The sequence below is a fragment of the Streptomyces sp. A0592 genome, assembly GCF_004795115.1.
Taxonomy (GTDB): Bacteria; Actinomycetota; Actinomycetes; order Streptomycetales; family Streptomycetaceae; genus Streptomyces; species Streptomyces erythrochromogenes.
The window spans coordinates 127,288-150,490 of sequence record NZ_SSBM01000012.1 but is presented as its reverse complement, the minus strand read 5'-3'; the positions used below and the strand labels follow the sequence as shown (position 1 = coordinate 150,490).

Sequence of the window (23,203 nt, the reverse complement as noted above, 5' to 3'; positions counted from 1 at the left end):
TCACGAAGGCCCCCGCCGCACCGGTGCTCCCGGCCGGCGGGGGCCTTCGCGCGGTTACGGCTCCCGGCCGAGGACCACGCAGGTGGCCGCGGGCACGGCCAGCGAGCCGGCCCGGTGCGGCTGCCCGGTCAGCGGGTCCACGTCGAACCAGGTGACGTCGCCCGAGTGCTCGTTGGCCGCGTAGAGGCGGCTCCCGGCGGCGTCCACGGCGAGGTCCCGCGGCCAGGCTCCGCCGCAGTCCACGGTGCCGGTGAGCCGCGGCCTGCCCGGTCCGTCGGCGAGCGACAGCGTGACCAGCACGTCGGCCCCGCGGACGGCCGCCCAGACGAACCGTCCGTCGGGTGAGGCGACGACCGCCGAGGGGTACGCCCGCACGGCCCCTGAAGCGCCCGAGGAGGCCACCGGAACCTCGCCGACCGGTTCCAGGTGCCCGGAAGCGCCGTTCCAGCGGCAGACGGTCACCTGCGGCTCCAGCTCGTGCAGGACGTAGACCGTGCCGCCTGTCGGGTGGAAGACCAGGTGGCGGGGTCCGGTCCCGGCGCGCAGCGCCGTCTCGGCGTGCACCCGCAGCTCCCCCGTGACGGGGTCCGGGGCACAGACCCGTACCGAGTCGGTGCCGAGGTCCACGCTGAGCACCCAGCGGCCGGTCGGGTCGGGCAGCACCTGGTGGGCGTGCGGACCCTCCTGCCGGGCGGTGTCGGGTCCGGAGCCGCGGTGCGCGAGGACGCGGGAGGGCCCGTACGGGCGGCCGTCGGCGTCCAGCGCGAGGCTGCTGACGCTGCCCGAGGTGTAGTTGGCGGTGAACAGGCGGCGTCCGGCCACGCTGACGTGGGTGGGGCCGGAGCCCCCGACGCGCACCGGTGCGCCGAGCGGGGCGAGGCCGCCCGCGGTGGGCCGGAAGGCCGCCACCCCGCCCCGCTCGGTCTCGCTCACCGCGTAGAGGACGCCGGTGTCCCGGGCGAGGGCGAGGTACGACGGATCCTCGGCGGTGGCGACCGAGAGCGGAGTCAGCGCCCCGGTCTTCGGATCCACGGTCGCGATGGTCACACCGCGGCCGCCCCCCGAGGTGAAGGAACCGATGTAGGCCCGGTGTTCGCCGCTCCGGTCCGTGCTGTCCGCGCCGCCCACAGGAAACCCCTCTCACCGCTGTCGGATCCGTCCGGAGCCGACGGTAACAGAAGGTCTAGACCAAATCGCGTCCCTGGGCCCGTTCCTGCGCGCCGGAGTGGTGGACGTAGGCCGTGCTGCTGGGACGGTCCTCATAGGTGCGGTGGAAGACCGGGGTCGCGGCGCCGGACATCGGCGGCACGATCCAGGACCAGTCGGCGCCGACCTCGCGGCCCTTGCGCTCCTCCCGTTCCATGTGGGAGAGGAAGCGCCGCGACTCGCTGTGGTGGTCGGCGATCGTGACCCCGGCACGGTCGAAGGAGTGCAGGACCGCCCGGTTGAGCTCGACGAGAGCGCGGTCCTTCCACAGGGAGCGGTCGCTGGAGGTGTCCAGGCCCAGACGGCGGGCGACGGCGGGCAGGAGGTTGTAGCGGTCGGTGTCGGCGAGGTTGCGGGCTCCTATCTCGGTGCCCATGTACCAGCCGTTGAAGGGCGCGGCCGGGTAGTGGATGCCGCCGATCTCCAGGCACATGTTGGAGATGGCGGGTACGGCGTGCCAGCGCAGCCCCCAGTCCGCCCATCCGTCGCCGTCGGGGTGGCGGATCGGTACTTCCAGGACGGCGTCCGCCGGGGTGTCGAACCACCGGGGCTTGTCGTCGACGCCCTGGACCACCAGCGGGAGGAGGTCGAAGGGGGTGCCGGCGCCGCCGGACCAGCCGAGCCGGAGCAGCGCCTCGGTCAGCGGGGCGTTGCGGGAGTCGCCGACCGTGATCGAGGGGTGGTCGCCGTAGCCGGCGTACCGGACGAGCTGCTCGCTCCAGATCAACGGCCCCGGGCGGTCCGGGGCCTCCGGGGCGAACACCGTGATGGTGGGTCTGACGCGGCCGCCGTTCGTGGCCTCGCGCAGGTGGTCGAAGCACTCGGCGGCGATGGCGTCCGCGTCGGTGAGTCCGCGGCGGTCGCGGACCCGCAGCGAGTTCCAGTAGAGCCTGCCTATGCAGCGGTTGCTGTTGCGCCAGGCGACACGCGCCCCGTGGACCAGCTCCTCCGGCGTGTGCGCGTAGGTACCGGTGTCCGCGAGTTCCGCCCTCACGGCGGCGAGCCGGGCGCGCGGATCACCCGCGCCGGCGTTCTCCCTGTGGAAGAGTCGGATGAACTCCTCGGCCGCCTGCCACACCTGAGCGGTGGTGGAGCGCTGTTGAAGAATTTCCATTCCGGCGGGTTACCCCCTGTCCGACCAGATCCACCCTGTACGTGCCGCATGAATGTGCAGTAATCAATTACCCGTTGTACCTGCCGCAGGTCAGCGGCGCGTGGCATGAGCTCCCGGAACACTCCTCCGGGTGATCCTCGCGGAACGGGCTGCGAACAGGGGGCGCGAAGGCGTAGGATCCGGCGCACCGAGGGAGTTGACGATCCATCAGGTGATGTGCGCGCGCCGGCGCACGCGGCCCCTCGCGCGACGGGGCGACCGGTCGAGACGGGTCAGCGGCAGGGCCGGCTCATGAAGAGCGCCTGCTCGCCCGCGGAGGGCGTGCCCCCGTAGAGGGCGGTGTCGAGGCCGCAGAAGCCGAACCCCATGCGCCGGTACGCGTGCACGGCCGGGGCGTTGACCGAGCTGACCTCCAGCCACAGGTGTTCCGCGCCCCGTTCGCGGGCGAACTCCGCGGCGCGCTCCATCAGGGCGCTGCCGATCCCGCGACCCCGGTGGCCGGGGGCGACCTCGATGTCCTCGATCGTCAGCCGGCGGTTCCACGCGGCGTAGCCGACGGCGGCGAACCCGCAGAGCTCGCCCCCTTCGAGGGCCACGAAGGTGCGCGCGTCCGCGTCCACGTCGGGGCCCCGGGAGCCGGCGAACCCCTGTTCGTCGTGCTCCTCGGGCGGGAAGGCCTTGTGCACGGGCGGGTCCACGGGGACCTCGCGGAGCAGGAAGCCGAAGCCGTCGCCGGACGCGGCCACCTCGAAGACGGTGGGGGTGGTGAAGGAGCTGTCCAGGGCCTCGATGGCGCCCGCGTCCTCGGGGCGGGCGAGGCGGTAGACGATTCCGTCGGCAGGGCCGTGTGCGGTGGTCATGAGATCCACGGTACGCAAAAAATCCCCCGGCCGAATTCGCTGCCGAGGGAGGAGAAGGCGTATATTGAATAGTTCGCGACTTCACCCGAGTGATGACGCAAGAAAGCTTACGAGGACACTGTAGCGCGGCAGGAGTGCAATTGTCAACCGAGGAATTCCGGAATGAGCAGCAATTCGTCACCGATCTCTATCGGCGCCTCGATGACCTGCGCGACCAGGCCGAACAGGCGGTCGAAGGGGCATTGCGCGACGTCGGAACCGGATTTCAGGCGCGCCTGGAGCGCGATGTCATGGTGGCCGAGCAGTCCGGTCTGCTCTCCGCCCTGAATGCCGGTGAGAACGGCCTCTGTTTCGGGCGTCTGGAGTTCTCCGACGGCCGGGACCACCACATCGGCCGCATCGGGATCCGCGCCGACGACGCGGAGCGCACCCCCCTGGTCCTGGACTGGCGGGCCGAGGTCGCCCGCCCCTTCTACCTCGCCACCGGGCACACCCCGATGGGGCTGCGCCGACGCCGGCACATCAGCAGCCGGGGCCGGGTGGTCACCGCCCTGCACGACGAGATCCTCGACCTGACCGACGCGGAGCGCACCGGGCACGAGGGCGCCGACGCGGACGCCGTACTGCTGGCGGCGCTCGACGCCGCGCGGACCGGCCGCATGCACGACATCGTGCGGACCATCCAGGCCGAGCAGGACCGGGTCATCCGCTCCACGCACCGCGGGGTCCTCGTCGTCGAGGGCGGACCCGGCACCGGCAAGACCGCGGTCGCGCTGCACCGCGCCGCCTACCTGCTGTACGCCCACCGGGAGCTGCTCGCCAAGCGCGGAGTGCTGATCGTCGGACCGGGCCCGGCCTTCCTGGGCTACATCGGCGGGGTGCTCCCCGCGCTCGGTGAGACGGGTGTGCTGCTGTCCACCCCCGGCGAGCTGTTCCCCGGGGTCCACGCCACCGGGACCGACCGGCCCGGGGCCGCCGCCGTGAAGGGCCGGGCCGCGATGGCCCAGGTCCTCGCCCGGGTCGTGGCCGACCGGCAGTGCCTGCCGGAACACGTGCCGGCGGGCACCGGAGAGGAGTACGACACCGTCCCCGAACCCGCGCTGGAGATCGACCACGACGACTACGGGACCCTGCTGCTGGACCGGACGATGGCCCACGAGGCGCGCGACCGCGCCCGGGCCACGGGGCTGCCGCACAACCAGGCGCGGCCGGCGTTCGCCTTCCGGATCATCGACGCGCTCACCGCGCAGCTCGCCGACCGCCTGGGCGCCGATCCGTACGGCGGGCCGAACCTGCTCGGCCCGGACGATGTCGCCCAGCTCGGCAAGGAGATCGCGACGAGCCGCGCCGTGCACGCGGCCATCGACTCGCTGTGGCCCTCGCTCACCCCGCAGCGGCTGGTCGCCGACTTCCTGGCGGAGCCCACGCACCTGCCCGCGGACGAGGCCCGGCTCATCCGGCGGGCGCCGTCGGCCCGGCCCGACTGGACCCCGGCCGACGTACCGCTCCTGGACGAGGCGGCCGAGCTGCTCGGGGAGGACGACAGCGCGCTGCGGGCCGCCGAGGAGCGGCAGCGGCAGCGGCGCATCGCCTATGCGCAGGGCGTGCTGGACGTGTCCGCCGGTTCGCAGTCGTACGAGTTCGAGGACGAGGAGAACGAGTACCTCGCGGCGCACGACATCATCGACGCGGAGCGGATGGCGGAGCGCCACGAGGAGGCCGACCACCGCAGCGCCGCCGAGCGCGCCGCGGCCGACCGCACCTGGGCCTTCGGACACGTGATCGTGGACGAGGCGCAGGAGCTGTCGGAGATGGCGTGGCGGCTGCTGATGCGGCGCTGCCCGACCCGCTCGATGACGCTGGTCGGCGATCCGGCGCAGACCGGGGACGAGGCGGGCTGCGGGTCCTGGGAGCGGATCCTCTCGCCGTACGTCGGCGAGCGCTGGGAGCTGGTCCGGCTCGGGGTCAACTACCGCACGCCGGCCGAGATCATGGAGGTGGCGGCGGCCGTACTGCGCGAGCGCGATCCCGGATTCGAACCGCCGCGGTCGGTGCGGGCCACCGGGGTGCGGCCGTGGGCGCGGGCGGCGGAGGACCTCGCCGGAGCGGTGGCGGCGGCCGTGGAGGGGGAGCGGCCGGCCGAGGGGCGGCTCGCGGTGATCGCGCCGCGGGGGCTGCACGGGGCGCTGGCCGGCGTACTGCCGGGGGTACGGGAGGGCGCGGAGCCCGATCTGACGCGGGAGGTCGTCCTGCTGGATCCGCGCCAGGCCAAGGGGCTGGAGTTCGACACGGTGATCGTGGTGGAGCCGGCCGACTTCGAGCCCAGCGACCTGTACGTGGCGCTGACCCGGGCCACCCAGGCCCTGGGGGTCGTGCACTCCCCCGGCCGGACGCCCGCGGGGCGGGCGCCGGCCTGGGGCGGGCTGCTCAGGCGCTGATGACGAACGGCGCCTTCGGGTCGCTGCCGAGCGGGGTGGCCAGTTCGGCGAGGGCCCGCTCCAGGCCCTGGAGGTGGGCGAGCGCGGGCTCGGTGGTGGCGGCGGGCGACGCGGTGGCGCCGGCCGCGGCGGGCTCTTCGAGCTCCCGCTCGCCGGCGGTCAGCGCCTGCACGGCCGCCTCGACGCGCCAGCAGGCAGCGGCGAGGCGGGCGTCGTGTCCGGCGTCCGGGTCGGCGGCGACGGTCGCCAGGCCGCGCACCTCGCGGGCGCAGTCGTCCAGCAGGGCGATGACCTGGCCGGCGCGGGCCTTGCGGGCGCGGAACGGGCTGAGCGGGTGGACCAGCGGCGCGAGTGCCATCCGGACCCGGGCCAGCAGGGTCTCCAGCTCGGCGGCGTGCGGGGCGGGGTCCGCCGTCGGGGAGCCGGCGAGGCGGGCGGTGGCCTGGGCGGTGGCGGCGTGCACGCAGTGCAGGGCGCGCTGGATCCAGGCGTCGTTCGTGGCGTGGGTGGTGACCGGCAGGACCAGGACCACGGCCAGCGCGGCGCACACGGCTCCGACGGCCGTCTCCTCCAGGCGGAGTACGAGCAGGCCGGGGTCCAGTACGCCGAGGAGCCCGTAGAGCAGCCCCGCCATCAGCGTGACCGCGAGGATCATCCAGCTGTACGAGACAGCGGCCGTGTAGAAGATCCCGAAGACGCAGACCGCGACCAGGAGGGCGGTGGGGAGGGGCGCGCCGTCCAGCGGGATGGCGATCAGGACGCCGGCGGCCACGCCGACGACGGTGCCCAGCACCCGGCGGAAGCCGCGGACGAGCGTTTCGCCGCGGGAGGCGGTGTTGACGAAGATCCACCAGGCGGTGCCGACGGCCCAGTACCAGCGGTCCTCGGAGAGCACCTGGCCGACGGTGAGGGCGACGGCGCAGGCGGCGGTCGCCTGGAAGGCCTGCCGGGTCGTGTGCCGGGCCAGACCGCGGCCCGGCAGCGGCGCGGGGGCGGCCGGCGGCGGGGTGCGCCGCTCGATGGGCCAGAGCAGGAAGCGCACGGCCGCGGCGGCGCCGAGGGCGAGGCCCACGGCGGCGTACAGCTCGGGCAGCTGCGCGGGGAGGGCGTGCAGGAACTGCGTGATGAAGAAGTTCATGAACGCGAAGATCCCGAGGGCGTGCCCGCGCGGGCCCCAGCGGCGGGCGTAGACCCCGCAGAAGACGACGAGGACGAAGGCGGCGTCCCGGAGCGGCGTGACGCCGTGCAGGGCGGTGGCGAGGGCCAGGACCGGGAATCCGGCGGCGGGCAGCAGGGCGGTGGTGACGGCCTGGCGGCGCACGGTGGGGTCGGTGACGGTGAAGAGCGCGAGCAGGGCCGCGAGTCCGCCGGTGATGGAGGCGGTCAGGGAAAGACCGCACACTTCGGCGAGGGCTACGGCGGCGCCGACGCCGATCACGGCGCGGGCCGAGGTCCTGAGCCTCATACGCCCCGGATCCGGAGCTACGAACATCCTCTTCACAGCGGTGTGCCGCCCCCCTGCAGTGGTGCGCGCCGGCCCGGCGGGCCCGGGGGTGGTGGGCTGCGGACGGGCACGGCGAAGGCGCCGCGCTCCGGAACCGGCCTCGTTGCCGTCCGGCGCTGCGCGGCGCCGTAAGTACATGGATAGGACACAGATAAGCACCTGAAGGCCCACTGGCTCAACTCGTGCGCGATGTGCAGGGCCATTGGCATGGTTAGCCATGGGTTCTGTCGGCCACGGGGCTGCCAACGGACCAGTCGCGGCCGACGCCTCCTCCCCGGGCGTGCACGGCTCTCGTCCGTGCGACCACGCGCTGTTATCGTGCAGCGACCCGGAAGACGTACGGAAGGGGACCGGCGTTGACCCGTACAGCGGAGTCCGGTGAGGCCGAGGCGTTCAGCCGGGCCGCCGTGGCGGTCTTCCGGCTGAACGGGCGGTTCACCGCGGCCGTCGACCGGCTGGCGCTGTCGTTCGGGCTCAGCGCGGCGCGCTGGCAGATCCTCAGCACGGTGACGGGCGAGTCCCTGTCCGTCTCCGAGGTGGCCCGGCGCGTGGGGACCACCCGGCAGAGCGTGCAGCGCATAGCGGACCTGCTCGTGTCGCAGGGGCTCGCGCTCTACCTGGACAATCCGGCGCACCGGCGGGCGAAACTGCTCTCCGCCACGGAGCGGGGCGCGGCGGTGAAGCGGGAGATCGACTCCTGTCTGGCCGGACTGGCCCGGCACCTGTGCGAGAGCCTGGGGGGCGAGGCGGAGGTGCACCGAACGGCCGAGATGCTTCGGGGGCTGTCGGGCGCGCTGTCCTCGGTCGGCACCGGCGACTCTCCGTGAGGGCCCTGTCGATCCCCTACCGCTATACGGACAAGCTGGCCTGAAACAGCCGCTCTTTTTCCCAAAGGTTGACTGCACCGAGGAATCGTCTTTGCGGTACCGTTCGCGCCTGACGCGGGGTTTCAAAGGCGGGGGACCTGTTGAATCGGTTTGTCTTCAGACTGCTGGGGCCACTGCTCGTCCAGGCCGAGGACGGCCCCTTGCGCATCAACGGCCGGCGCCAGGCGACGGTCCTCGCGATGCTGGTGCTCTATGCCGACCGCGTCGTCTCGGTGGACACCCTGGTGGACGCCGTCTGGCCGGATTCGCCTCCCGCGACGGCACGGAACCAGATCGCGATCTGCGTGGCCACCCTGCGCAAGACCTTCAAGCAGGCCGGGGTGACCGATCTGCTGATCACCTCTCCCCCGGGCTACCTGCTGGCCAAGGGTGAGCACCGCGTCGACGTCCAGGAGTTCCTGGAGCGGGCCGACCAGGGCCGGGACGCCGCCCGGCACGGCCGCACCGAGGAAGCCTGCACGCTGTTCGAGGAGGCGCTGAGCATCTGGCGGGGCGCGGCGCTCGAGGAGACGCCCGGTTCCCGGCTGGAGGCCGAGGCGACGCGGCTGGAGCAGATGCGGCTCACGCTCATCGAGGAGCGCGCGGGGCTGATGCTCCAGCTGGGCCGCCACCGCGCGCTGACCGGCGAGCTCACCGAGCTGGTGGCACGGCACCCGCTGCGCGAGCAGTGCCGCGAGCACCTCATGCTGGCGCTGTACCGGTCGGGCCAGCGGGCCGAGGCCCTCGACGTGTTCCTGCACGGCCGGCGGTTACTGACCGAGCAGCTCGGGATCGAACCCGGTCCGGGGCTGCGGCAGTTGCACGACCTGATCCTGCGGGACTCGCCGGAACTGACCCGGCCCCCGGCCGTGGTCGCCCCCGCGCCGGCCGCCTTGCACACGATCCCGGCCCAACTCCCCGCGGGGGTCATGGCGTTCACCGGGCGGCAGCGCGAGATGGCCTCGCTGGACCGGCTGCTGAAGGAACCGTACAACCCCCACACCCCCGCACTGGCGACGATCGTGGGCGTGGGCGGGGTCGGCAAGACGGCACTGGCGGTGCACTGGGCGAGCCAGGTCGCCGACCAGTTCCCCGACGGCCAGCTCTTCGCCGATCTGCGGGGCTACGACGAGGAGCAGGCGCCGGTGTCCCCCGCCGCCGTGCTCGACCGCTTCCTGCGCGCCCTCGGGATCGCCGCACCCCAGGTGCCGGCCGACCCCGACGAGCGGGCCTCGCTGTTCCGGAGCCTGCTCAGCACCCGCAAGACGCTGATCGTCCTGGACAACGTACGTTCCTTCCACCAGCTCAGACCCCTTCTGCCCGGCGGCGGGCGCAGCGTGGTGCTGGCCACCAGCCGGGAGAACCTGGGCGACCTGACCGGCGACTACACGGCGCTCAGCCTCCGGCTGCGGATGCTGGAGCCGACCGAGGCGACGGCCCTGCTGATCAAACTGGCCGGGGCGGACCGGTTCGGCAGCGACCCGGTGGCGGTGGAGCAGCTCGGCGCGCTGTGCGACTGCCTGCCGCTGGCGCTGCGGATCGCCGGGGCACGGCTGGCGGCCAAGCCCAACCTGAGCGTGCGCAGTCTCGTGGAGCGGCTGCGCGACCACCGCTCCCGCCTCGACGTGCTGAGCCCGGGCGAGGGCGGGGTGCGGGCGGGCTTCCGGCTCACCTACCGCGACCTGCCGCCGGAGGCGGCCCGGATGTACCGGCGCCTCGGGCTGCTGCGCACGGCGGACTTCGCCGCCTGGGCGGGGGCGGCCGTATTGGACACCAGCGTGTGGCACGCGGAGGAGCTGATCGACCACCTGGTCGACGCCCAGCTGCTGGAGGTGGCGGAGGCGGCTCCGGGCCGGGCGGCCCGCTACCGGTTCCAGGACCTGCTGCGCCTGTTCGCCCGGGAGCGGGCGGAATCGGACGAGCCGGAGGAGGAGACGGACGCGGCGCTGGAGCGGGCCTTCGGCGCCTGGCTGTGGCTGGCCGAGGAGGCACACCGGCGGATCGACGGACGAGAGTTCCCGGTGGGCCGTCCGGCGGCGCCCGCCCCCGGCTTCCTCGGCGAGCTCGCCGACGAGCTGCTGGGCTCGCCGATGGACTGGTTCGAGTCGGAGCGCACCGCGGTGACCGACGTGGTGGCCCAGGCGGCGGAGACGGGCCGGGCCGGATACGCCTGGATGCTGACCGAGAGCGCGGTGCCGCACTTCGAGACGAAGAACTACCTGGAGGACTGGCAGCGCAGCGCCGAGCAGGCCCTCGCCTCGGCCCGGCGGGCCGGCGACGAGCCCGGCGAGGCGACGATGCTGCGGCTGCTGGGGTCGCTGGCGATCTACCAGCGGCGCTACGAGCAGGCCGAGGGCTGGAACATGGCCGCGCTGCGGCTGCTGCGCACCACCGGCGACCTGGGCGGGGCGGCGCTCGCGCAGCGGAACCTGGCGATGTGCGCGCGCTTCCAGGGCGACTGGGAGCGGGCGCTGGAGTACTGCGAGGCGGCGCTCAGCGGTTTCCACGACTCCGGGGACATCGGGAACGAGGCCCATCTGCTGGGTTTCCAGGCGCAGATCGAGCTGGACCGGGGCAACGTGGCCGGTGCGCTGCCGCTCGCGGAGCGGGCGGTGGCGCTCAGCCGGCGTACCGGATCGGTACGGGCCGAGGCGCAGAGCGTGTACCGGCTGGCCGAGGTACGGCTGCGGGCGGGCGATCTCGGGGAGGCCGCCGAGGCGTTCGGCGCCGTGCTGCGGCTGACCCGGGGCGAGGGCGACCGGGTCGGCGAGGCGCACGCGCTGCGGGGCCTCGGCCAGACGCAGTGGAGCCAGGGCCTGCTGCAGGCGGCGGGGGACACGCTGCAGCAGGCCCTGGAGATCACTGATGAGCTGGCGGACCGGTTCCTGTACGCCCGGGTGGAGACGGACCTCGGGTGCGTGGACGCGCTCGGGGGCCGCTGCGCGGAGGCGGCGGAGAGGTTCCGGCGGGCCTGTGCCGGCTTCGGCGAGGTCGGCGCGCAGCCCTGGCGGGCGCAGGCGGGCCGGCTGCTGACGGCCGTGCAGGATGCGGGGGGAGAGCCGGGCGGTGGGGGGCCCGGAGGGCTGCCGCATCGTTCCTTCACTCCGGAGGAACTGACGGCCCTGCTGGCGCATCCGGCGGACTGACGCCCGTCCGGCAGGGATCGGGCCGCGGCGGCGGAATGCGCGGACGTACGGTGCGGATGCACTGGGGTGCGGTTTCACGGCTCGTGCGGTGGTGCGGGGCGGCCCGGTGCAGGGGGCCGCGAGGCGGTCAGCCCCAGGGCATGTCGCCGTTCGTGCCGGCGGATCCCGGGTAGGAGGGGTGCAGCGGCTTGACGACTCCCCAGGGCATGTCGTCCGCCTGGACGCTGGTGCCGGCCTGCGCCGTGCCGGCCGAGGCGACCCCGTTGCCCACGAACATCCCCGCAAGAACGACCAGGCAAGCGGCCGTCGTCTTCGCCGTCCGGGTGCTGCGCATCTCGGATTCCCCTCTCGGTGGATCATCTCTGCGCCGCTCGCTGCGGCACGAATGGAACAGTAGGGACGGCTCCTTTCTCTTCCGTGTTCCATCGATTTCATGACCCGAGCCCCCCGCGAAATCGACACGATATCGAGGGGACAACGCCCTCCTCTAGCTTCGTTCGAAGATTCTTCTCAGGAATCACGGATGGGGCGGTACATGGAATTCCGAGTGCTCGGGCCAGTAGAGGTACGGCGGGACGGCCACCGGGTCGCGTTCTCCGGGGCGAAGCTGCACACCGTGCTCGCGGCGCTCCTCCTGGCCCGCGAAGAGGTCGTGTCGGACGAGCGGCTGTGCCGGCTGCTGTGGGGCTGGGCGCCTCCGGCCACCGTCAGCGCACAGCTCTACACCTATATTTCGCGCCTGCGCAAGATTCTCGGCGACGACGTGGTGATCGATCGCAGACCGCCGGGATATGCCATGAGCATCGGTAATGCGATCGTGGACCTGAACGAATTCGAGAAGCTGGCGCGCGGCGGCCGCGAGGCATTGATCAAAGAGGACTACGAACGCGCCGGTGAGCTGCTGCGCGACGCCCTGGCCCGCTGGAACGGGCAGCCGTTCGCGAACGCCACGGAATACCTCGCCGACGCCGAGGCCCCGCGGCTGACGGAGGCGCGGGCCGTGACCCTGGAGCACCGCATCGCCGCGGACCTCGCCCTCGGCCGGCACGAGCAGATCACCGGTGAGCTCACCGGGCTCGTCGCCGAGTTCCCGTTGCGCGAGCGCATCCGGTGCCAGCTGATGACCGCCCTGTGCCGGTCCGGTCGGCAGGCGGACGCCATCCACCTCTACCACCACGGCCGGGCGGTGCTCGCGGACGAGCTCGGGGTCAATCCGGGCGAGGAGCTCCAGGCCACCTACCGGGCGCTGCTCGACGGCACGCTCGACCGGTGGCCGGGTGCCGCCCCCGCCGTACGCGCGGGCGCCCGGCCGCGGCCCGCCGGGCCGTCGGCCGCGGCTCCGGCGATGCTGCCCCCGGACACCGTCGACTTCACGGGCCGGGGTCCCGAACTGGACCTGGTGTGCCGCGCCCTGACCCCCGACGGGCAGGGCGGCGGGCGGCCGCGCCGGGTCCTGGTCACCGGGATGGCGGGGCTGGGCAAGACCGCCCTGGCCGTGCACGCGGCCCACCGCTGCCAGCGGCACTTCCCCGACGGGCAGTTGTACGCCGACCTGCGCGCCGCGGACGGCACCCCGCGGCACCCGGCCCGGGTGCTGCGGCGTCTGCTGCGGGCGCTGGGCCCGATGGACGACGTACCCGCCGCCGACGACCAGGACCAGCTGGTGCGCCTCTACCGCGAGCGGACCCGGGGCAGGCAGCTGCTCATCGTGCTGGACAACGCCTCGGGGGCGGCCCAGTTGGGGCCGCTGCTGCCCAACACCCCGGAGCCGGCAGTGCTGGTGACCGGGCGTACGGCCCTGCCCACCGTGGCCGGCGCGCACACCGTGGCCCTCGCGCCCCTGGAGCCGCGGGACTCGCTGGAGCTGCTGGCCGCGGCGGCCGGCCCGGCCAGGGTGGCGTCCGCGCCCTGCGCCGCGTCCGCGATCGTCGAGCACTGCGCCGGCCTGCCGCTGGCGCTGCGGATCGTCGGCACCCGGATCGCGGCCCGGCCGCACTGCACCCCGGACCGGCTGGCCCGCAGGCTGGCCGATCCCCTCACCCGGCTGCGGGAGCTGCACTCGGGCGACCTGGACGTGCACACCTCCCTGCTGCCGTCCTGGCGTGCGCTGGAGCCCGAGGTGCGGGCAGTGTTCCCGGCGCTGGCCGCCCTGGGGGCGCAGCCGTTCCCGGCCGCCGAGGCGGCGACGGCGCTGGACCTGCCGGAGGCCGAGGCAGAACGGCTGCTGGAGGCGCTCGCCGACGCGGCGCTGCTGGAGGTCAGCGGCGCGGACGAGTGGGGCCAGCCCTGCTACCTGTTCCACCCGCTCGTTCGGCTCTTCGCACTCTCCCTGGAGGAGGGGCGGGCACCGGTGCCCGGCGGCCCGGCCGGCCGCGCGGAGCATAACCGGCGGCTAACTCACCGCCCCTAGCCTCGCCCTGCCCCGCAGCAGGGCGTCCCGGCCCGTATCCACCCGTGCACGCACAAGCCAACGGCCCGTAACACCGAATGGAGTTGGACCATGACCGAGCTCCTGCCCGCTCGCGCGGACAGTGCCGCGTCCTTCCCGATGACCGAGACGCAGCAGGCACTGATGATCGGGCGAGGCGAAGCCGTCGAGATGGGCGGCATCGGCTGCTACGGATACTTCGAGTGGGAGCGCGCGGACCTCGACCCGGAGCGGTTCGCCGCCGCCTGGCGCAAGGTGGTCGCCCGTCACGACATGCTCCGCGCGATCGGCAGCACCGACGGCACCCAGTGGGTGCCGTCCGACCCGCTGCCCTTCGACATACCGGTCGTGGACCTGACCGGCCTGTCCGCCGACGCCGCCCGGGAGCACCTCGCCGCACTGCGCGAGGAGATGAGCCACGTGGTCTTCCCGGTGGGCAGCTGGCCGCTGTTCGACCTGCGGATCATCCGGCTGGGCGGTCCGGAGGACCTCGGCCGGGTCCACCTGGGGATCGACCTGCAGGTGCTGGACGCCTCCAGTGCCTTCCAGGTGCTCTTCCCCGAGCTGGTCGACCTGTACGAGAACCCGGACGCGGAGCTGCCGGAACCCGGCATCGGCTTCGCCGAGTACGCCCGCTGGCGCGCCGAGGCCCTGCCGCACACCGAGGCCTTCCGCGCCGCCCGCGACTACTGGGTGCAGCGCGTGCCCACGCTGCCGCCGGCCCCGTCGCTGCCCACGGGCGGCTCCGGCGGGGACGCCGGCGAGGTCCGCTTCGACCGGCGCGAGCACCGCCTCTCCCCCGCCGACTGGCAGCGGTTCTCGCAGCGGGCGCACGGGGCGGGCCTGACCCCGTCGGTGCTGCTCACCGCGGCCTTCGCCGAGGTGGTCCGGGCCTGGGCGGAGGAGTCCGACTTCACGATCAACTACCCGGTCTTCCAGCGCCCTGCGGTGCACCCGGACATCACCGGTGTGCTCGGTGACTTCACCAACGCGGTGATGCTCGCCGCCGACGGCTCGGGCGCGACCTTCCTCGACCGTGCGCACGCCCTGCGCGACCAGCTCGCCCGCGACGTGGAGCACGGCTCCTTCAACGGCGTGCGCGTCCTGCGCGAGCTGACGCGCCTGCACGGTGTGGGCGCGACGGCCGGGATGCCCGTGGTCGTGACCAGCCTGCTCGACTACCCCGTGCGCCGGCCCGTCACGGACCTGGGCCGGGAGGTGTACTCGATCTCGCAGACCCCGCAGGTGACGCTCGACGTGCAGCTGCGCGAGCTGGCCGGCGAGCTCCGCGTCATCTGGGACTTCGTCGACGGGGCGTTCGCGCCCGGTTTCGTCGATGCCGCCTTCGGCGTGTACGTGGACCTCCTGGAGCGGCTCACCGACGACCCGGACAGCCTGCACACCGACCGCTTCGACCTGGTCCCGCCGGCCGAGCGGGAGCTGCGCCGGCAGGTCAACGACACCGCCGGGCAGATCCCGTACACCACCCTGCACGAGCTGTTCGCGCGGCAGGCCGAGCTCACGCCCGACGCCGAGGCCGTGGTGGACGCCTCCGGGCGGCGGCTCAGCTATGCCGAACTGGCCGCGTACGCCTGGCGGATCGGGCACACGCTGCGCGAGCACGGGGCGGCCCCGGGCGAGCTGGTCGCCGTCGTGATGGAGAAGGGCTGGGAGCAGTACGCCGCGGTGTACGGGGTCCTGGCCTCCGGCGCGGCCTATCTGCCGCTGGACGCGTCCGTGCCGCCGGAGCGGCTGCGCCGGCTGCTGGCCGAGGCCAAGGTCGACCGGATCCTCACGCAGTCCTCACTGGAGTCCCGGGTCAGCTGGCCGCCCACGGCCCGCCGCTACCGGGTGGACAAGGACTTCGAGACCGGCAACGCCACCCGGCCCGACATCGCGCAGACCCCCGCGGACCTCGCGTACACGATCTTCACCTCGGGCTCCACGGGCGAGCCGAAGGGCGTGATGGTCGACCACATCGGTGTGGTCAACCTGATCCGCGACGTCGCGGCACGCTTCGAGGTCGGTGCGCGGGACCGGCTGCTGGCCATCTCGGGGCTGCACTTCGACGCCTCGATCTACGACGTCTTCGGAGTGCTCACGCAGGGCGGGACCGTCGTGGTGCCGCCGCCGTTCGAGCACGCCGAGCCCGATGTCTGGGCCGATCTGGTGCAGGCGGAGCGGGTCACCCTGTGGAACTCCGTGCCGGTCCTGATGGAGCTGCTCGTCGGTGAGGCCGAGGTGCGCGAGCGGCGCGGCGGCGGCCGGCCGCTGGAGTCGCTGCGGCTGTCGGTGCTCTCCGGCGACTGGATCCCGCTGACCCTGCCGGACCGGCTGCGGGCCCAGAGCCCGAAGATCCAGGTGGTCGGCTCGGGCGGTCCCACCGAGACGATCTGCTGGTCGCTGTTCCAGCCGATCGGCGAGGTCGACCCGGCCTGGACGAGCATCCCGTACGGCAAGCCGATCACCAACCAGCGCTACTACATCGTCGACGCAGCGGCCTACGAGCGCCCCCTCGGAGTCGTCGGCGAGATGGCCGTGGCCAGCGACGTCGGCCTCGCGCTCGGCTACTGGAACGACCCCGGGCGCACCGAGAGCCGCTTCGTACGCCTCCCGGAGACCGGCGAGCGCGCCTACCTGACCGGCGACCTGGGCCGGTACCTGCCGGACGGCAGCATCGAGATCCTGGGCCGGGACGACTTCCAGGTGAAGATCCAGGGCCACCGGATCGAACTGGGCGAGATCGAGGCCGTGCTGCGCCAGGACGACGAGGTCGAGGCGGCCGTGGTGGTGGCCCCCGCCAGCGCCCACGGGGTGCGGCGGCTGCATGCCTTCGTGGTGGCCGGTGAGGGCTCCGACGCCGGTGCGGCCGACCGGGTGCTGGGGCGGCTGGCCGCGCAGCTTCCCGGCTACATGGTGCCCGCCGCGCTGACCGCGCTGGACGAGCTGCCGCTGACCCGCAACGGCAAGGTCGACCGGCTGCTGCTGACCTCCTCCGCCGGGAGCCGGCAGTCCGCCGACGACGCGGCCGTACGGGACGGCGGGGACGGGACGGGCAGCGCGCTGGAGCTCGTGCTGTGCGCGGCGGTCGCCGACATCCTCGGCCTGGACGGGGTGGCGCCCGGCGACAACTTCTTCACCCTGGGCGGCGATTCGCTCAGCGGGACCCGGCTCGCAGGGCTGCTCAAGGAGCTGCTCGGGGTGCCGGTGCCGGTCAAGACCGTGTTCCAGAACCCGGTGGTCTCCGAGCTCGCCGCGAAGATCGCCGCGGACGAGCAGCACGGCGCGGAGGCGGTCCGGGCCGCCGAGGCCTTCGGCGAGCTGGAGGCCGACGAGACGGACACCGCCGATGCGGCCGGCTGAGGACACGAGCCGGTTCAGCACGGCCATCACGGACGATTCCGAGAGGGGACAGTCATGAGCCTCACCCTGCCCGCGCCCGTCACCGATCCGCTGGACGAGGACGGGCTCCGGGGCACCGCACCACAGGCGCCCGCGCCCGACCTGGTCGATTTCGCCGCGCACGCCAACACCCGGCTGAGAGAACGCGATTCCGTCCTGTACGACCTGCTGGCCCGGGAGTCGGCGCGCCAGCGCGACACCCTGATGATGGTCGCGGCGTCCAGCGTCGCGGACCCGTCCGTGCTGGCCTGCGAGGGCAGCTCGCTCGGGAACCTGACCGCCGAGGGCTTTCCCGGCAACCGCTACCACGCGGGCTGCGGCGTCGCCGACGAGATCGAGCGCCTCGCGATCGAGCGGGCGTGCGCGGCCTTCGGGGCGCAGGACGCGATCGTGCAGCCGCACTCGGGGTCGTCCGCGAACCTCGCCGTGATCACCGCGCTGCTGAGCCCGGGCGACTCCCTGCTGGGTCTCGACCTGGACTGCGGCGGCCACCTCACCCACGGCTCCCCCGCGTCGGTGACGGGCCGCTACTACCGCGCCCACGGCTACCGGGTGACGCCGGAGGGGCTGCTCGACTACGACCAGATCCGCGAACTGGCCCTGGAGCACCGGCCGAAGCTCATCGTGTGCGGGGCGAGCGCGTACCCCCGCAGCATCGACTTCGCCCGCTTCCGGGAGATCGCGGACGAGGCCAACGCCTATCTCCTGGCCGACATCTCGCACATCGCGGGACTGGTCGCGGCCGGCCTCCACCAGAGCCCCGTCGACCACGCCCACGTGACCACGACCAGCACCTACAAGCAGCTCTACGGTCCGCGCGGCGGGCTGATCCTGCTGGGCCGCGAGGCCCGCAGGGCCGGGCCGGAGCGCGGCACCCTGGCCGCGACCCTGCGGCGGGCGGTGTTCCCCTTCACCCAGGGCACCCCCGACCTGGCGTCCGTGGCGGCGAAGGCGCGCGCGCTGGACTTCGTGGCGAGCCCGGACTTCGCGGAGGTCGCCAAGCGGCTGGCCGACGGCGCGCAGGCGATCGCCGAGCGGCTCCTGGACCGGGGATTCCGGCTGGTCACCGGCGGTACGGACACCCACATGGTGCTGCTCGACCTGCGCGGCTGCGGTGTCACCGGGGACGTGGCCGAGGAGGCCCTGGAGTCCTGCGGGATCGTCGTCAACCGCAACCGGGTTCCCGGGGACACCACACCCGTCCGGGTGACGGGGGGCTTGCGGCTGGGCACCAACACGCTGGCCGCGCGCGGGATGGACCGGACGGTGGCCGCCGAGTGCGCCGACCTGGTCGCGGACGTCCTGACGGCGCTCGCCGCACCCGGCGGCGTCCTGCCGGACGCGCTGCGGGACCGGGTCCGCACCCGGGTCTCCGAGCTGTGCGCCGCCCACCCCCTGCCGGGGTACCTTCCGTGACCTTCAGCGGCTTCCCGCCCTCGGCACTGCGCCTGTACGAGGACCTCGCGGCCGACAACAGCAAGGAGGCGTGGCGGTTGCGCCACCGCGAGCGGTACGAGCGTGACGTACGTGCGCCGATGGACGAGCTGGCCGCTGAACTGGGCACGTTCTTCGAGGAGTGGGCCGGGCCGGGCGGAGTGCAGGTGCTCGGCCCGGTCCGGGACACCCGGATGTCCCACGACAAGTCCCCGTACAAGACCTACCAGGGCGCCTATCTGGACCTGCTGCCCTGCCTGGGCCTGTGGGTGCACCTGGACCGGGACGGGCTGTACGCCTCCGGCCGCTGGTACCCGTACGCCGGGGCCGAGGTCGCCCGCTACCGTGCCGTCGTCGAGGAGGAGGACGGCGGCACGGAGTTGGCGGCGATCACCGGCCGGCTGGCGGAGCAGGGCTTCGTCCTCGGCGGGGACCGGCTCAAGTCCCGGCCGCGGGGAGTGCCCGCGGACCACCCGCGCCTGGACCTGCTGCGCCACCGCAAGATCGACGCGGGTCGCCGCCAGGGTCCGGCCGCGGGCCTGCACACGGCACGCGCCGGGGACTTCGTTCGGGAGACCTGGCTGCTGGTACGGCCGCTGCTGGAGTGGATGGCGGCGCGCGAACTGACCCCGAAGCCCCGCGAACGAGGAGTTGACGATCCGTCATGAGCATCGACGCTTCCGGCATCGCCGATCTGCGCAGCGACACGGTGACCCGGCCGGGCCCCGGGATGCGGGCCGCGATGGCCGGCGCGGAGGTCGGCGACGACCTCTTCGGGGAGGACCCCACCGTCCGCGCCCTGGAGGAGCGCCTGGCCGGGCTCTTCGGTTTCCCGGCGGCCCTGTTCACGCCGTCGGGCGTGATGGCCAACCAGATCGCGCTGCAGCTCCTCCTCGCTCCCGGCGAGGAGCTGGTGTGCGACGCGGAGGCGCACGTCCTGGCCCACGAGGAGGCCTCCCCGGCCCGCTACGGCGGGATCCAGACGCGTACGGTGGCGGCGGAGCGCGGGGTGGTCACCGCGGCCCTGCTGGCCGGCGCGGTCCGGCAGGGGAACGCGTACACGCTGGGCACGCGGGCGGTGGAGGTGGAACAGACCCACACCCGGGCCGGCGGTACGGTCCACCCGCTGGACACGCTGCGGGGGGTGCGCGAGCTGACGGCCGGCGCGGGGGTGGCGGTCCACATGGACGGCGCCCGCATCTGGAACGCCATGGCCGCCACCGGGACCTCGGCGGCGCAGTACGGGGAGACGGCCGATTCGCTGTCCGTGTGCCTGTCGAAGGGGCTGGGCGCACCGGTCGGTTCGGTGCTCCTGCTCCGGTCCGAACACCTGCCCCGGGCGAGGAAGTTGCGGCACGGGCTGGGCGGCGGCATGCGGCAGTCGGGCATCCTGGCGGCTGCGGGGCTGTACGCCCTGGACCACCACGTGGAGCGGATCTCCGAGGACCACGACCACGCCGGGCTGCTGGCGGCGGGGCTGCGGGACGCGGGTTTCGCCGTGCGCCCGCCCGAGACCAACATCGTCCTCGTCGCGGTGCCGGGTGCCGGCGAGGTCGTCGCACGGGCCGCGCAGGAAGGAGTACTGGTGACCGCGCCGGACCCGGACACCGTCCGGCTGGTCACCCATCTGGACGTAGGAGACAAGGCGTGTCGGCGTGCCCTCGAGGTGCTGACCGCCGTGATGACCGATGTCGTCGCCGGGGTGCGGAAGACCGTGCCCGCGGGACGCTCGTAAGAAGCGGAAGAGAGCGAAGTAGCAGCATGAGTTTAGAAGTCCGGCCCGCCACGGCGGATCTGTGGGACGACGTCCGCCAGGTGCTCCAGCCGAAGAAGAGCGCGCACACGTGCTGGTGCATGGCGTGGCGGCTGACCACAGGCGACTACGGGCGGATGACCGCGGAGGAGCGGGGCGAGCACCTGCGCACCCTCACGGAGAAGGCGGACCCGCCTCCCGGGGTCCTCGGGTTCCTGGACGGAGAGGTGGCCGGCTGGTGCAACGTGGCGCCGCGCCGCCAGCTCGACCGGCTCACCTCCTCGAAGACGATCACGCCGGTGGACGACCTGCCCGTGTGGTCGGTGACCTGTTTCGTCGTGCGCAAGGAGTTCCGCGGCAAGGGGGTCGCCTCGGGTCTGCTGGAGGGGGCCGTCGAGCACGCGCGGGCGAACGGCGCGCCCGCCGTCGAGGGATATCCGGTCGACCCCGAGGGCGGCCGGGTGAACCCGACCCTCGCCTATGTCGGGACGATGGACATGTTCGAGCGGGCCGGCTTCCGCCGGATCCAGCGCACCGAGGCCAAGAGCGACAAGCGGCACCGTTGGATCGTGCGCCGCGACCTGGTCTGACGGCCGGCACGGCGGTACAGGGGAAGGGGCTCCCGCGGTGCGGGGGCCCCTTCCTCGTTCCGGCCGGTCAGGGGGTGTGGGCCGCGGTGTCCCACAGGTGGGCGGGGCGTCCGCAGCGCAGGGCCTCCCAGGCCGCGCGCCGGTAGCAGCCGGCCACGAGGCCGTCCCGGACGAGACCGGAGGCGCCGTGCAGGTGCACGGCGTCCCGTGTCACGTCGAGGGTGGTCTCGGCCGTGAGGGCGATCAGCCCGGCGGCCTCCCCCGCGGTGAGGCGGCCCGCGTCGAGGTCGCGGGCCGCGTCGCCGACGGCCCAGCGCACGGCGTCGAGCCGGGCCAGGAGCCCGGCCACCCGCAGCCGGGGCCCCTGGTGCTTGACCAGGGCCTGGCCGAACTGCTGGCGTCCGCGGATCCGGGTGACGACCGCGGTCAGGGCCGCCGCGGTGATGCCGGCCAGCAGGGACGCCTGGTGGACGGCGGCGCGCAGGCCGACGCGGGCGAGGGCCTGCTCGGCGGCGAGCCCTCGCAGCAGTACCGACCCGGCCGGGATCCGTGCCTCGTCGAAGACGGCGCCGGCGACCGCTCCCCCGCCGTGGTCGCGCAGCGGGCGTACGGTGACACCCGCCGCGGGCAGGTCCACGAGGGCGACGCAGGGCCCGTCGGGGCCGCTCGCCAGGACCAGCAGGGCGTCCGGTCCGATGCCGGCGGCGAACGGGCCGCCGGTGCCGGTGAGCACGACGCCCGCGCCGTCGCCGTCCGGTTTCCAGGCGATGCCCGGGGGTACGGCGCCGCGCGGGTCGGGCAGCCGGCCCGGGACGGCGAGCTGGAGCTCCCCGGCGCGCACCCGGTCCAGCAGGTCGTCGGTGCCCTCGGGCGCGAGGGGGCCGAGGGCGGAGAGCACGTCGAGCGCGAGGAGGGTGTCGGCGAGCGGGACGGGCTGCATGGCGTTGCCGGCCTCCTCGCAGACCATGGCGAGGACGGCCTGGCCGAGGTCGAGGCCCTCCTTCTCGATGGGGAGGGCGAACTCCCAGGCCCCGACCTGGGTCAGGGCCTCCCAGGCGCCCGCGGGGGTGTCCCCGTCGACCTCCAGGCCCTGTCGGACGGTGAGCCGGAGCTGCCGGAAGAGAGAGTCCTCGTCCTCCCGCTCCCGCCACCGCTCGGGCGCCTCGCCGGCCGCCCCGTCCGTACCGCTCCCGTTGACCGCCTGGGTCGTCACGGCCGTACCTCCGCCCCTGAGTCGAGACGCAGCCGGGCCAGCGTCTCCAGCATCATTTCGGCGGTGCCGCCGGATATCCGCATCCCCGGGGCTTCACGCATCGCCGAATCGAGTGGGTGTGCCACCCCGTCGACCTCCGGGTCGTCGAGGGTCATGCTCGTGTCGCCGTCGAGTTCGGCGGCCCACCAGGCCACCTCCGCGGCGAGTTCCGTGGTGTACCACTTCGCGGCGGCGGCCTCGTCCTCGTTGAGCTCGCCCCGGTCGAGGCGGGTGAGGACGCGGCGGACCAGGGTGCCGGCCGCGAGCAGCCGGGCGTTGAGCTTGGCCAGGCCGATCTGGTCGTGCTGGCCGGCCTCCAGCCGGTCGGTGTGGGCCTCCAGCCGTTCGACGGCGGCCCGGTACCAGCGCAGCGCCTTGACGTAGTAGTCGAGGCCGGTGCGTTCGAAGGCCAGGGTCTTGACGACGATCGCCCAGCCCTGGCCGATGGTGCCGACGACGTCGTCGGCGGTGACGGACACGCCGTCGAGGGCGACCTCGTGGAAGGCGTCGTCGCCGATGCCCGGGATCTGCCGGATGGTGACGCCGGGCTGGGCCAGGGGGACGAGGAAGAGGCTGAAGGCGTCGTCCTCGCCGCGGGCCAGGCACAGGCCGTAGTCGGCGAAGCGGGCGAAGAGGGAGTGGACCTTGGTGCCGTAGAGCTTGTAGCCGCCCTTGCCGTCGCAGACGGCGCGGGTGGAGAGGATGTTGAGGTCGGAGCCGGCCTGCGGTTCGCTGAAGAGGACGCAGCCGAAGGAGGTGCCGGCGGCGAAGCCGGGCAGGTGGCGCGCCTTCATCTGCGGGCTCGCGACGTTGAGCAGGGTGGAGCCGACGATCTGCACGGTGAGGGTGTGCAGCAGGTCGGGGACGTCGTGCATGGCCAGTTCCTCGACCAGCACGGCCGCCGCGACCTGGCTGACGCCGCGGCCCCCGTACTCCTCGGGCCACTGGGGTGCGAGCAGGCCCCTCTCGCCCAGGGCCCGGTGGATGGGCCGGGGGTCCCGGGTGCGCCGGGCCTCGGCGACGGGGGCGGACACCAGGATGTCGTGGATGTCCTCGCGCAGGGCCCGCATGGGGGTGCGGGGCACGTCGGCCCCGCTCCGTACGAGCCCGCAGTCCGCGGGCGCGCGGTAGAACTCGGTGGTGAGCACGGGCAACTCCCTAGGCGGGTCTGGGTGGGTCCGGTGGGGGATCGAGCGGGGGGCCGGGGCCG

The 23,203-nt window shown here is 73.8% G+C and carries 16 protein-coding genes; 9 read left to right on the top strand and 7 right to left on the bottom strand.

The features are described from left to right. Positions 1 to 54: 54 nt before the first annotated feature. From E6U81_RS19245 to E6U81_RS19235, 3 genes are all read right to left on the bottom strand, one after another. Positions 55 to 1,128, bottom strand: coding sequence for a lactonase family protein (locus E6U81_RS19245; protein WP_136231330.1), 1,074 nt, complete (start codon positions 1,126 to 1,128; stop codon positions 55 to 57). Positions 1,129 to 1,183: 55 nt separating this feature from the next. Beyond that, positions 1,184 to 2,320: a nitric oxide synthase oxygenase gene (locus E6U81_RS19240; RefSeq protein WP_136231329.1), complete on the bottom strand. Its 1,137-nt coding sequence runs from the start codon at positions 2,318 to 2,320 to the stop codon at positions 1,184 to 1,186. A gap of 272 nt (positions 2,321 to 2,592) precedes the next feature. Then, entirely contained in the window at positions 2,593 to 3,180 is a 588-nt protein-coding gene (locus E6U81_RS19235) for a GNAT family N-acetyltransferase (RefSeq protein WP_136231328.1), read from the bottom strand. A 92-nt stretch (positions 3,181 to 3,272) separates the two neighbouring features. Here E6U81_RS19235 and E6U81_RS19230 point away from each other — a divergent pair, with 92 nt between their 5' ends. Then, entirely contained in the window at positions 3,273 to 5,618 is a 2,346-nt protein-coding gene (locus E6U81_RS19230; protein ID WP_136231327.1) for an ATP-binding domain-containing protein, read from the top strand. Here E6U81_RS19230 and E6U81_RS19225 read toward each other — a convergent pair. Next, positions 5,608 to 7,110, bottom strand: coding sequence for an FUSC family protein (locus E6U81_RS19225; protein WP_136231326.1), 1,503 nt, complete (start codon positions 7,108 to 7,110; stop codon positions 5,608 to 5,610). The genes E6U81_RS19230 and E6U81_RS19225 overlap by 11 nt on opposite strands. Positions 7,111 to 7,478: 368 nt before the next feature. Here E6U81_RS19225 and E6U81_RS19220 point away from each other — a divergent pair, with 368 nt between their 5' ends. Together E6U81_RS19220 and E6U81_RS19215 are read left to right on the top strand one after the other, a co-directional pair. Next, positions 7,479 to 7,949, top strand: a complete 471-nt coding sequence (locus tag E6U81_RS19220; RefSeq protein ID WP_136231325.1) for a MarR family transcriptional regulator — start codon at positions 7,479 to 7,481, stop codon at positions 7,947 to 7,949. 140 nt (positions 7,950 to 8,089) lie between these two features. After that, positions 8,090 to 11,134: a BTAD domain-containing putative transcriptional regulator gene (locus E6U81_RS19215; RefSeq protein ID WP_136231324.1), complete on the top strand. Its 3,045-nt coding sequence runs from the start codon at positions 8,090 to 8,092 to the stop codon at positions 11,132 to 11,134. A gap of 127 nt (positions 11,135 to 11,261) precedes the next feature. Here E6U81_RS19215 and E6U81_RS19210 read toward each other — a convergent pair whose 3' ends face one another. Beyond that, entirely contained in the window at positions 11,262 to 11,468 is a 207-nt protein-coding gene (locus tag E6U81_RS19210; RefSeq protein WP_136231323.1) for a hypothetical protein, read from the bottom strand. A 213-nt stretch (positions 11,469 to 11,681) separates the two neighbouring features. On the opposite strand from E6U81_RS19210, the gene E6U81_RS19205 reads away from it, so the two are divergent. The 6 genes from E6U81_RS19205 to E6U81_RS19180 all read left to right on the top strand — a co-directional run bounded on the left by E6U81_RS19205 (position 11,682) and on the right by E6U81_RS19180 (position 20,741). After that, positions 11,682 to 13,544, top strand: a complete 1,863-nt coding sequence (locus E6U81_RS19205; protein ID WP_240803902.1) for a BTAD domain-containing putative transcriptional regulator — start codon at positions 11,682 to 11,684, stop codon at positions 13,542 to 13,544. Positions 13,545 to 13,634: 90 nt separating this feature from the next. Then, complete coding sequence (locus E6U81_RS19200) at positions 13,635 to 16,925, top strand: non-ribosomal peptide synthetase (protein WP_136231321.1); 3,291 nt, start codon at positions 13,635 to 13,637, stop codon at positions 16,923 to 16,925. A gap of 54 nt (positions 16,926 to 16,979) precedes the next feature. Beyond that, positions 16,980 to 18,380 (top strand): serine hydroxymethyltransferase, encoded by a 1,401-nt coding sequence (gene glyA, locus E6U81_RS19195; RefSeq protein WP_136231320.1) that lies wholly within the window; start codon positions 16,980 to 16,982, stop codon positions 18,378 to 18,380. Next, entirely contained in the window at positions 18,377 to 19,066 is a 690-nt protein-coding gene (locus E6U81_RS19190; RefSeq protein ID WP_168714670.1) for a DUF2461 domain-containing protein, read from the top strand. Before glyA ends, E6U81_RS19190 begins: the two co-directional genes overlap by 4 nt. Next, entirely contained in the window at positions 19,063 to 20,133 is a 1,071-nt protein-coding gene (locus E6U81_RS19185) for a GntG family PLP-dependent aldolase (protein WP_136231318.1), read from the top strand. The genes E6U81_RS19190 and E6U81_RS19185 overlap by 4 nt, the downstream gene beginning before the upstream one ends. 26 nt (positions 20,134 to 20,159) lie before the next feature. After that, on the top strand, positions 20,160 to 20,741 hold the full coding sequence (locus E6U81_RS19180; protein ID WP_136231317.1) for a GNAT family N-acetyltransferase: 582 nt from the start codon (positions 20,160 to 20,162) through the stop codon (positions 20,739 to 20,741). A 67-nt stretch (positions 20,742 to 20,808) separates the two neighbouring features. Here E6U81_RS19180 and E6U81_RS19175 read toward each other — a convergent pair whose 3' ends face one another. After that, complete coding sequence (locus E6U81_RS19175) at positions 20,809 to 21,954, bottom strand: acyl-CoA dehydrogenase family protein (protein ID WP_136231316.1); 1,146 nt, start codon at positions 21,952 to 21,954, stop codon at positions 20,809 to 20,811. Beyond that, complete coding sequence (locus E6U81_RS19170) at positions 21,951 to 23,141, bottom strand: acyl-CoA dehydrogenase family protein (RefSeq protein ID WP_136231315.1); 1,191 nt, start codon at positions 23,139 to 23,141, stop codon at positions 21,951 to 21,953. Before E6U81_RS19170 ends, E6U81_RS19175 begins: the two co-directional genes overlap by 4 nt. Between the last annotated feature and the right edge of the window lie 62 nt (positions 23,142 to 23,203).